Origin of the sequence: Pseudomonas sp. ES3-33 (assembly GCF_000952175.1) — a bacterium.
GTDB lineage: Bacteria > Pseudomonadota > Gammaproteobacteria > Pseudomonadales > Pseudomonadaceae > Aquipseudomonas > Aquipseudomonas gregormendelii.
Window position 1 is genome coordinate 1 of record NZ_JZRI01000029.1, and the last position, 10961, is coordinate 10961.

Sequence of the window (10961 nt, forward strand, 5' to 3'; positions counted from 1 at the left end):
AGATGTGTATAAGAGACAGGACCGAGAAGTTGCGCCCCGGCTGGGTCAGGCGGTCGAGGTTGGCAGGCTGGGTCACGGAGGCTTCGCCCACGCTGTCGTAGCCGCGCACGTCATCCCACTGCCAGTACTTCTTGTTGGTCAGGTTGTACAGGCCGGCGTTGACGGTGACATCGTCGGTCACCTTGTAGAAACCGGCGAGGTCGAGCACGCCATAACCCGGGGTCTTGAACTGGGTGCTGGTGCCATCAGGCGTATTGAAGTTGGTGCTGTCGACCCGGTCCTTGCGTTTGACCAGGGTCCAGCTGAGCAGTGCGCCGTATTTGTCCTGGTCATAACCGAGGCCGAATACGCCGGTCAGCGGGTTGATGCTGTTCAGCGGTTCGCCGCTGTCATCGTTGCGACCGTACAGGTAAGACAACGAACCCTGGGTGTAGAGGCCATCGGGCGCGCCGAATGTGTCCAGGTTCAGGCGACCCTTGAGTTCCACTCCCTTGATGGTGGCATGCTTGATGTTGTTGCTCTGGAAGGTGAGTTCGTCGTAACCCGGGGTAATGGCGTTCTCGTTGATGAAGTCGCGGTACTTGTTATGGAACACCGCGACCTCGAAGTTGCCGGCTTCAAACTGGCCACGCAGGCCGGTTTCGTAGCTCTTGCTCTTTTCCGGTTCGAGGTTGGGATTGGGCGCGACCTGATAACCGCCGGAGGTATTTTCGAAGCGGCCGTACAGGGCCTTGGCACTCGGTGTGCGGAAGCCTTCGGCGTACTGGCCGTACCAGGTGTAGTGGTCGTTGAACTGGTAAGTGGTGCCAAACTTCGGCGACAGGCGATGCCAGGTCTTGGTGCTGTCATTCACCTCGCCATTGCCGCTCTGATCGGCGGTGGCCAGGAATCGCTCGGTCAGCTGCGGCTTGAGCTGGGTGTAGTCGTAGCGCAGGCCGGGTACGAAGGTCCAGTTGTTCCAGCTGATCTGATCCTGGGCAAACAGGCTGTAGGTGTTGATGGTCGGGTCCGGGAAATCGCTGGCCGGGGTCAGGGTGTCGGCGGCGCTCGGCGCTCCGATCACCCGGCAGGCGCCGGCCACGCTCAGACAGGTGCCGTCACCGGTGCGCAGGCCGGTGACCTTGTCCTGCTTGAGGGTGGTGCCGTAGGTGACGAGGTGATCGGTTGCGGCGACGGCAAATGCCTTGTCGGCCTGGGCATCGAACACCCACTGGCGATCCTTGTAGGTGGTGTTGCGATTACGCAGCACGGTGCGCGACGGCGCGTAGATTTCCTGGGTGCTCTGATCGGTCTTGGCGATCTGGTAGTTCAGGGTCCACTTGATGTTGTCCGCCAGCGCGCTGTCGAGGCCGAAGCGGTGCTCAAGGCCAAAGCGCTCGCGGGTAATGGTTTCGTTGCCACTGCGCGCTTTATAAAAACCAAAACCGCGCCCCGCGTTGAACGGTCCGCCCACCGCACTCAGCTGGTTGGTGTCACGGTCGTCCTTATAGTGCTCGTAAGTCAGGCCGAATCGCCCGTCCTCGGCATAGTCCCAGCCCAGCTTGGCGAGGATGTTGGTAGTACGCACGTCTTCCGGGTTGGCTTCGGTGCGATTGAGCCCGGTGCCGCCGGTCTCGCCATAGGACTCGGTTTCATGCCCGTTGCGCTGGCTCAGGTGCAGCAAGCCATCAAAGTCGCCAGCGCGCCCGGCGACGGTGCCGGAGGTCAGCCAGCTCTCGTCGGCCGAGCTGTAGCCGGTCTTCAGGCGAGCGCCGACATCCTGGCCGGGTTTGATGATGTCGTCCGGGTCGAGGGTGTAGTAGCTGACTGCGCCACCGATGGCGTTGCTGCCATACAGCACCGAGGCCGGGCCGCGGAGGATCTCCACGCGCTTGACGATTTCCGGGTCGACGTAGTTGCGATTGGTCTGGGCGTAGGGGCCGTTAAAGAAACCGTCGGGCACTTGTACACCGTCGACCTGGGTCAGCACCCGGTCGCCATCGATGCCGCGGATGTTGTAGCCGGTGATGCCGGAGCGCTGTCCTGTGCCACCTACGGATACGCCTGGCTCGTAGCGCACCAGGTCCTTGATGGAGTTGATGTTGTTGCGGTCGAGTTCTTCACGGGTGTGCACCGTGACCGTGCTCGGTACGCTGCTCACGTCCTGTTCCTGGCGGGTCGCGCTGATGGTCACCTGCTGCAGGTTCAGCGCGCCGGTGTTGTTGCGCAACGCCAGGACGATGTTGTTGTTGCCCAGTTTGCGATAGCTCAGGTTGGTCCCCACCAACAGGCGATCGAGGGCGGTTTCCGGCCGCAGGGAGCCGCGCACGCCGGGCGAGGCCACCCCCTGCGCCAGCTCGGCGGAAAACCCGACCTGCCAGCCCGTCACAGCGGTAAACGCATTCAGCGCCGACACCAGGGATTGCTGGGGAATGGCGAAAGCGTAGTCACCGATGTTGCGGGTCTGTTGGCCGTCTGCGGTGGCGGCCAGCAATGGCGCGCTGCCGGCCATCAGAATGGCGGCGGTCAGCAGCGACAGCACGCGCGAAGGGGTAGAGGACTGGCGGGTAAGGCGAGAGGACATCGATAGCGCTCCGTGTCGCACGAATCTTTATAGGTGCTGATTGGCATTTGTGGATGCGAATCAATTGCATTGGCTATAACGAGACGAAAGAGCTTCAGCTATCGAGTAAAAATAATTCTCATTTAGTTCAAAATCACCAGCGCCGGGAATTCCCTGAGTTGCGCCGAAGTGATGTGGGCCAGCGAGCGCACCACGTCCAGCGGCTGGTCGAGGCGATAATTGCCGGTCACGTTGATGTCCGCCAATTGCTCGTTGTTGTTGATGATCCAGCCAGGGTAATAGCGACGCAGTTCCGCCAGCACCTGGCTCATCGGGCAATTCTCGAACACCAGGCGGCCCTGGACCCATGCCAGTTCGGTGGCGGCGTCGAGTTTGGCCGGGCGGTCAAAACCGTTGGGGCCGATGCGAATACTTTCCCCGGCCGAAAGGCGCACCCTTGCATCGTCGCGCGTGGCGCGCAGGTCGACATCCCCGCGCTGCACCTGAACCTGCGCCACGCCGTCCAGATAACGCACGGCAAAGGCGGTATCGCGCACGCTGGCCTTCACCGGGCCGGCATCGATTTCCAGCGCCTGGCCACGATTGCCCGCCACTTCAAAAAACGCTTCACCCTGATACAGGCGGGCAATGCGCTGCCGATCATTGATGGTGCTGGAAAACGCCGAGTTGGTATTGAGCAGGACTTTTGAACCGTCCTCCAGTTGCAGGCGCTGGCGTTCCCCGACGACGGTCAGGTGATCGGCCTGCAGGCGTATGGGCAGATTGCTGAAGCTGAACAGGCCGAGGATCAGCACGGCGGCGGTTGCCAGGGGTTTCCAGTGCGGACGCAGGCGCGACAGCACCGTTACCTTTGGCGGCCGGGCCGCCAGTGTCTGCGCGCTCAGCATCACTTGCGGGCCATCCCATATCGCCTGCGCCTCGGCAAACGCCTGGGCATTCAACGGGTCGGCGGCGAGCCAGGCCTGAAATGCCTGAGACTGGTCCTCGCTCGGACTGCCCAGCACGATGAGCCAGTCCAGGGCCTGGTCCATCGCGTTGGCGCGGTCCTGCGCCGGGGAGGGCGGAGGCGAGCGGCGGGTGTGCGTCACGGGTTTTCCTCGGCAGTGTCTGTGCACTGCTGTTTTTTTAGTGGAGCGTGAAAAGACGCAAGGGTAGCAAAGCCTCGCGAATTCAGTCGCCGTTCAGGCGTTCAGCGACCCCGATGCAGATCGCCATGATCAGCTTCAGTTCCTTTTGCACGGTGCTCATCGAGACGTCCAGTTGCTCGGCAATTTCCAGGTAACTGTGGCCGTGCAGGCGACTGAGGATGAAGATCTGCTGTTGGCGCGAGCTGAGTTGATTGAGACTCACGTTCAGGCGCTCCAGCAATTGTTCGGCATGGGCGGCATCCTCGGCGCTGCTGACCGGCGCGGCGACACTTTCGACCACCTCCGGTGGCACGTCATCGACCAGGGTGCGCGACTGGACGCGCCGCGCGCGCAGGTGGTCAAGCGCGAGGTTGCGGGCAGTCTGGAACACAAAGGGTTCAAGGTGATCGATGGCCCGTTCACTGAGCGCACGCGTCACTCGCAGGTAGGTTTCCTGCAGGAGGTCTTCGGCGGTGCTGTGATTGTTGACCATCCGCTCCAGCGTGCGCAGCAGGGAAATCCGCTGGGCGATGAAGACATGATTGAAGCGCGATTGACTCACGGGAGGACCTGATCCATTTCGAGCGAATGATAATGCTTATCATCTACTGTCATGGTCAAGCGCTTAATCGTGAAAATCTGCGTAGGAGCTGCCGCAGGCTGCGATCTTTTGATTTTGCTGTCAAAAGATCGCAGCCTGCGGCAGCTCCTACGGGAATTCGTGGTGAGTGGCCGATTTACTCGGCGTTACACAGCGCCAGGCAGTTATCCAGCATGCGGTTGGAGAAGCCCCATTCGTTGTCGTACCAGGCCAGCACCTTCAGCAGCTTGCCGCTGGATTTGGTGTGGTTGGCGTCAAAGATCGACGACAGCGGGTTGTGATTGAAGTCACTGGAGACCAGCGGCAAGGTGTTATAGCCGAGGATCTTCGAATGCTGGCTGGCTTCCTTGAGCAGCGCGTTCACTTCATCAGCCGAGGCTTCGCGTTTCAATTGCACGGTCAGGTCGACCAGCGACACATTGATCACCGGCACCCGTACCGCCATACCCGTCAGCTTGCCCGCCAGTTCCGGCAACACCAGCCCGACCGCTTCAGCCGCCCCGGTTTTGCTCGGGATCATGTTCTGGGTCGCCGAGCGGGCGCGGTACGGGTCGGTGTGGTAGACGTCGGTCAGGTTCTGGTCGTTGGTGTAGGCGTGAATGGTGGTCATCAGGCCACTTTCGATACCGAGCTCGCGGTGCAGCACTTGCGCAACGGGGGCCAGGCAGTTGGTGGTGCACGAAGCGTTGGAAATGATCTGGTGCGACTGGCGCAGAATGTCGTGGTTGACGCCATACACCACGGTGGCGTCGGCGCCTTTGGCCGGGGCCGAGATGATGACTTTGCGCGCACCGGCAGTAATATGCGCGGCGGCCTTGGCCCGGTCGGTGAACAGCCCGGTGCATTCGAACACCACGTCGATTTTTTCCGCAGCCCAAGGCAGTTCTGCCGGATTGCGAATCGCGCTGACGGCAATGCGGTCGCCGTTGACGGTCAGGCTTTCCTGATCGTGCTGCACATCGGCGTCGAACGTGCCGTGAACGGTGTCGTATTTGAGCAGATGAGCGTTGATCGAACTGTCGCCCAGGTCATTGATGGCAACGATCTGCAGGTCCTGGCGATAACCTTGGGTATACAGTGCGCGCAGGACGTTGCGGCCGATACGGCCAAAACCATTTATTGCAATTCGAAGAGTCATTTAACTGGGCCGCCGTCGTTTTGTTGTTGGAATTACAAGATTATTCGCATAAAAATAGAAAACAAGCCTTTTTAGTGGCAATATTTTGTTCAATCTACAACGAGTGACCTGAATCAACTGGTCCGACCGATCAAGAAAACCGTCTGTCATCCCAATCACAGCGGTGCTTGTTCAGCATAGACAATCAGGTCGCCACATCCGTTAGCCTGGAGTTCTAAACATGCATCCCCGCGTCCTTGAGGTCACCGAACGGCTTATCGCCCGCAGCCGCGCAACCCGCGAGGCTTACCTTGCGCTCATTCGCGGTGCTGCCAGCGACGGTCCGATGCGCGGCAAGCTGCAGTGCGCCAACTTCGCCCATGGCGTGGCGGGTTGCGGCACTGAAGACAAGCACAGCCTGCGGATGATGAACTCCGCCAACATCGCAATTGTTTCGTCATATAACGACATGCTCTCGGCGCATCAGCCGTACGAAGTCTTCCCTGAACAGATCAAGAAGGCGCTGCGCGAGATCGGGTCGGTCGGCCAGTTCGCCGGCGGCACCCCGGCCATGTGCGATGGCGTGACCCAGGGCGAGCCCGGCATGGAACTGAGCCTGCCGAGCCGCGAAGTGATCGCGCTATCGACCGCCGTGGCCCTGTCCCACAACATGTTCGACGGCGCATTGATGCTGGGCATCTGCGACAAGATCGTGCCGGGCCTGATGATGGGGGCGCTGCGCTTCGGTCATCTGCCGACCATCTTTGTCCCCGGCGGGCCGATGGTCTCGGGTATTTCCAACAAGCAGAAAGCCGATGTGCGCCAGCGCTATGCCGAAGGCAAGGCCAGCCGCGAAGAGCTGCTGGAATCGGAAATGAAGTCCTACCACAGCCCGGGTACGTGCACCTTCTACGGCACCGCCAACACCAACCAGTTGTTGATGGAAGTGATGGGCCTGCACTTGCCGGGTGCTTCCTTCGTCAACCCGAATACGCCGTTGCGCGAAGCCTTGACCCGCGAAGCGGCACATCAGGTGACCCGCCTGACCAAGCAGAATGGCGACTTCATGCCCATCGGCGAAATCGTCGACGAGCGTTCGCTGGTCAACTCGATCGTGGCGCTGCATGCCACCGGCGGCTCGACCAACCACACCCTGCACATGCCAGCGATCGCGATGGCGGCCGGTATCCAGCTGACCTGGCAGGACATGGCCGACCTCTCCGAGGTGGTGCCAACCCTGAGCCACGTGTACCCCAACGGCAAAGCCGATATCAACCACTTCCAGGCGGCGGGCGGCATGTCGTTCCTGATCCGCGAACTGTTGGCGGCCGGGTTGCTCCATGAAAACGTCAACACCGTGCTGGGTCATGGCCTGAGCCGCTACACCCTGGAGCCTTTCCTGGATAACGGCGAGCTGGTGTGGCGCGAAGGCCCGACCGACAGTCTCGACGAGAGCATCCTGCGTCCGGTGGCCCGGGCGTTTTCCCCCGAGGGCGGCCTGCGCGTGATGGAAGGCAACCTCGGGCGCGGCGTGATGAAAGTCTCGGCAGTGGCGTTGGAGAACCAGATAGTCGAGGCGCCAGCGATGGTGTTCCAGGACCAGCAGGACCTGGCCGATGCGTTCAAGGCCGGTCTGCTGGAGAAGGATTTCGTTGCCGTGATGCGCTTCCAGGGCCCGCGTTCCAACGGCATGCCGGAACTGCACAAGATGACGCCGTTCCTTGGCGTGTTGCAGGACCGTGGCTTCAAAGTGGCGCTGGTGACCGACGGGCGCATGTCCGGCGCCTCGGGGAAAATCCCGGCGGCCATTCACGTCAGCCCTGAAGCTTATGTCGGCGGCGCTTTGGCCCGGGTGCAAGAGGGCGATATCATCCGCGTCGATGGCGTCAAAGGCACCCTGGAGCTTAAGGTGGACGCCGACGAATTTGCAGCGCGCGAACCTGCCAAGGGCCTGTTGGGCAATAACATCGGCAGCGGTCGCGAACTGTTTGGTTTCATGCGCATGGCCTTCAGCTCGGCGGAGCAGGGCGCCAGCGCCTTCACTTCTGCCCTGGAGACGCTTAATTGAAACTGGCTTTGGTCGGTGACATCGGTGGCACCAACGCACGGTTTGCGTTGTGGAAAGACCAGCAACTGGAAGCCATCCAGGTGCTGGCGACGGCCGATCACGCCAGTCCGGAGGAGGCCATTGCCCTCTACCTGAGCGGGCTCGACCTGGCGCCGGGCTCCATCGGCTCGGTGTGCCTGTCGGTGGCTGGCCCGGTGAGCGGCGACGAATTCAAGTTCACCAACAATCACTGGCGACTCAGTCGCAAGGCGTTCTGCCAGATCCTGCAGGTGGATGAGCTGCTGCTGGTCAATGATTTCTCAGCCATGGCGCTGGGCATGACCCGTTTGCAGCCGGACGAGTTTCGTGTGGTGTGCCCAGGCACGCCGGAGCCGTTGCGCCCGGCGGTGGTCATCGGTCCGGGCACCGGCCTGGGAGTCGGCACCTTGCTTGACCTGGGCGCCGGGCGTTTTGCCGCCTTGCCCGGGGAGGGCGGTCACGTCGATCTGCCCCTGAGCAGCCTGCGGGAAACCCAGCTGTGGCAGCATATTTTTAATGAGATCGGGCATGTCAGCGCCGAGACGGCGTTGAGTGGCGGTGGCTTGCCGCGGGTGTACCGGGCAATTTGTGCGGTGGACGGGCACGAAGCGGTGCTCGATACCCCGGAGTCGATCACAGCCGCCGGCCTGGCCGGCGACCCGATTGCGCTGGAAGTGCTGGAGCAATTCTGCTGCTGGCTCGGCCGTGTGGCGGGCAACAACGTGCTCACCACTGGCGCACGGGGCGGCGTGTACATCGTCGGCGGGGTGATTCCGCGCTTTGCCGATTTCTTCATTGAAAGCGGGTTTGCCCGGTGTTTTGCCGACAAGGGGTGCATGAGCGATTACTTCAAGGGCATCCCGGTGTGGCTGGTGACGGCGCCGTATTCCGGGCTGATGGGTGCGGGTGTGGCGCTGGACCAGGCCTGAAACCGCGTTGCCTCCATCGCGGGCAAGCCACGCTCCCACAGGATTACCTGCATCTGAAAATGTGCGCATGACCTTGTGGGAGCGGGCTTGCCCGCGATGGGGTCCGAACAGGCAATAAATTTCTGAGGTTCATCAGGCATAATCCGCCCAACTCAAACAACAAGGACGCCGCCCCGTGAGCTCAGTCAACAAGTCGATTTTGTTGGTCGATGACGATCAGGAAATACGCGAGTTGCTGGATACCTACCTGACCCGCGCGGGTTTCCAGGTGCGTACCACACCGGACGGCGCCGGCTTCCGGCAGGCCATGAACGAGGCGCCGAGCGACCTGGTGATCCTCGACGTGATGCTGCCCGATGAAGACGGCTTCAGCCTGTGCCGCTGGATTCGCCAGCATCCGCGGCAGGCCCAGGTGCCCATCATCATGCTCACCGCCAGCTCCGATGAAGCTGACCGCGTCATCGGCCTGGAGCTCGGTGCCGACGATTACCTCGGCAAACCCTTCAGTCCCCGGGAACTGCAGGCGCGGATCAAGGCGCTGCTGCGGCGCGCACAATTTGCTCAGGAACGCTCCGGCGGTGAGGTGCTGGCCTTCGATGACTGGCGCCTGGACATGGTCAGCCACCGGCTGTTCCACACCGACGGCGAGGAAGTCATTCTCTCCGGCGCCGATTTCGCCTTGCTCAAACTGTTTCTCGATCACCCCCAGGAAATCCTCGACCGCGACACCATCGGCAACGCCACCCGTGGCCGCGACCTGATGCCCCTGGATCGTATCGTCGACATGGCGGTCAGCCGCCTGCGCCAACGCCTGCGCGACACGGAAAAACCGCCACGGCTGATCCGCACCGTGCGCGGCAGCGGCTATCAGCTGGCAGCCAATGTGGTTGCCAGCAATGGTCACTGAGTTCCTGCGCAAACTGGCGGCCAGGGTGCCGGTGCCGCGTTCGCTGCTGGGGCGGATGTTGCTGCTGACACTGTTGGCGGTGTTGTTTGCGCAGGCGTTGTCGAGCGTGATCTGGGTGTCGCAGCTGCGTGCTACCCAGCTCGAAGGCCTGGTCACCAGTGCCCGCAGCCTCGCGCACTCAATGACCGCCAGCGTCAGTTACTTTCGATCCCTGCCCGTCGCCTTCAGGCCGCTGGTCCTTGACCAGTTGCGCAGCATGGGCGGCACCCGTTTTGTCGTGACGCTCAACGACAAACCCCTGGGCATGGAAGTGCTGCCGATCACCCCGCGTAAAGCGGCGGTGCTCAAGGCGGTGGACGAAGTGTTGCGCCAGTCCTTGGGACAGGACGCGGACATCTCCGTGACCTTCGTCAGCCCCGAGGACCTGCGAATTTTCAACGGCGGCCTGAAACTCGACGAGTTGCCACGCTCCTGGGCGCATTACGCGCTGACCCTGGAGCCGGTGAATCCACCGGTGCTGGTCACGCAGATCCAGATGGCGCCCGGCGAATGGTTGTACATCGCCTCGCTCCTGCCCGAGCCTTACACCAGCCTGGAAGAGCAGGGCCTGCCTGCGCAGCAAGTGTGGTTCATCGTGCTCACCAGTGGCTTTTTGCTGTTGTTCATCGGCTTGCTGGTGCACTGGCAAAGCCGGCCGCTCAAGCGCCTGGCGCGAGCCGCGCGAGACATGTCCCTGGGCGCCGAGGTAGAGCCAGTGGCTGAAGGCGGTGGCAGTGAAGTGGTCGAAGTGGGCCGCGCTTTCAACGCCATGCGTGAACGCATCAGCCGCTACCTGACCGAGCGCAGCCAGTTGTTCAGTGCCATTTCCCACGACCTGCGCACGCCGATTACCCGGTTGCGCCTGCGCGTGGAATTGCTCGAGGACGAACAGTTGCAAGCCAAGTTCGGCCGCGATCTGGATGAGCTGGAATTGCTGGTCAAAGGTGCGCTGCAATGCGTGAAAGACACCGACATCCACGAGAACATCGAGGCGGTGGACCTCAATCACGTGCTCGATTGCCTGGTGGAGCCGTACCTGGCGCCCAACGGCAACGGTCGCGTCACCCAGCAGGGCCGGGCGCTGGCGGCCTACCCTGGCAAGCCGCTGGCACTGAAGCGGTGCATTGGCAACCTGATCGACAATGCCTTGAAGTACGGGCAGAACGCGCACTTGCATATCGATGACGATGAAAGCGCGTTCATCCTGCATGTCGATGATGAAGGCCCGGGTGTGCCGGAGCAGCGTTTGGAGCAGGTGTTCGAACCGCACTTCCGGCTGGCCGGGCAGCAGCAGGGGTATGGGTTGGGGTTGGGCATTGCGCGCAATATCGCCCACAGTCATGGCGGCGAAGTCAGCCTGCAGAACCTGCGTGAAGGTGGGTTGCGGGTGACGTTACAGTTGCCGCGTAGTGTTGATTAGGTACACCGCGTAATCGTTCTTCGCGGGCGAGCCCGCTCCCACAGGATTACCTGCATTCTCAAATTGTGTGCGTAACCCTGTGGGAGCGGGCTTGCCCGCGAAGGCGTCAGTCGATCCAACCCATACCCAGATCAAATGTCACAAAGTAGTGACATAACCCACCCCCTTCGTT

8 protein-coding genes are annotated in these 10961 nt (G+C 61.7%); 4 read left to right on the forward strand and 4 right to left on the reverse strand.

The window, feature by feature from the left end; all coding sequences use genetic code 11:
- The 4 genes from UB23_RS03200 to gap form a co-directional block, all read right to left on the reverse strand.
- Positions 1–2563: TonB-dependent receptor (locus UB23_RS03200; protein WP_152644232.1), on the reverse strand; the 2563-nt coding region annotated here is incomplete at its 3' end.
- Between the two features lie 122 nt (positions 2564–2685).
- On the reverse strand, positions 2686–3651 hold the full coding sequence (locus tag UB23_RS03205) for a FecR family protein (RefSeq protein WP_045057894.1): 966 nt from the start codon (positions 3649–3651) through the stop codon (positions 2686–2688).
- An 82-nt stretch (positions 3652–3733) separates the two neighbouring features.
- Positions 3734–4252 carry an RNA polymerase sigma factor gene (locus UB23_RS03210; protein WP_045057895.1) on the reverse strand — a complete coding sequence of 173 codons (519 nt, stop codon included), beginning with the start codon at positions 4250–4252 and terminating at the stop codon, positions 3734–3736.
- A 175-nt stretch (positions 4253–4427) separates the two neighbouring features.
- Positions 4428–5429, reverse strand: coding sequence for a type I glyceraldehyde-3-phosphate dehydrogenase (gap, locus tag UB23_RS03215; protein ID WP_045057896.1), 1002 nt, complete (start codon positions 5427–5429; stop codon positions 4428–4430).
- Positions 5430–5649: 220 nt separating this feature from the next.
- On the opposite strand from gap, the gene edd reads away from it, so the two are divergent.
- The 4 genes from edd to UB23_RS03235 all read left to right on the forward strand — a co-directional run bounded on the left by edd (position 5650) and on the right by UB23_RS03235 (position 10789).
- Positions 5650–7476, forward strand: a complete 1827-nt coding sequence (edd, locus tag UB23_RS03220; protein ID WP_045057897.1) for a phosphogluconate dehydratase — start codon at positions 5650–5652, stop codon at positions 7474–7476.
- The gene (locus tag UB23_RS03225) at positions 7473–8423 is read left to right on the forward strand and encodes a glucokinase (protein WP_045057898.1); all 951 of its coding nucleotides are present in this window, start codon (positions 7473–7475) and stop codon (positions 8421–8423) included. The genes edd and UB23_RS03225 overlap by 4 nt, the downstream gene beginning before the upstream one ends.
- Positions 8424–8598: 175 nt before the next feature.
- On the forward strand, positions 8599–9330 hold the full coding sequence (locus UB23_RS03230) for a response regulator (protein ID WP_045057899.1): 732 nt from the start codon (positions 8599–8601) through the stop codon (positions 9328–9330).
- A complete protein-coding gene (locus tag UB23_RS03235; protein ID WP_045057900.1) occupies positions 9320–10789 on the forward strand; it encodes an ATP-binding protein in 1470 nt (489 codons plus the stop codon). Before UB23_RS03230 ends, UB23_RS03235 begins: the two co-directional genes overlap by 11 nt.
- The last annotated feature ends 172 nt before the right edge of the window (positions 10790–10961 follow it).

Bases quoted from the DNA above. Each gene is read 5' to 3' on its own strand.
- UB23_RS03235 (WP_045057900.1), top strand. From the start codon at position 9,320: ATGGTCACTGAGTTCCTGCGCAAACTGGCGGCCAGGGTGCCGGTGCCG.
- gap (WP_045057896.1), bottom strand. From the start codon at position 5,429: ATGACTCTTCGAATTGCAATAAATGGTTTTGGCCGTATCGGCCGCAAC.
- edd (WP_045057897.1), top strand. From the start codon at position 5,650: ATGCATCCCCGCGTCCTTGAGGTCACCGAACGGCTTATCGCCCGCAGC.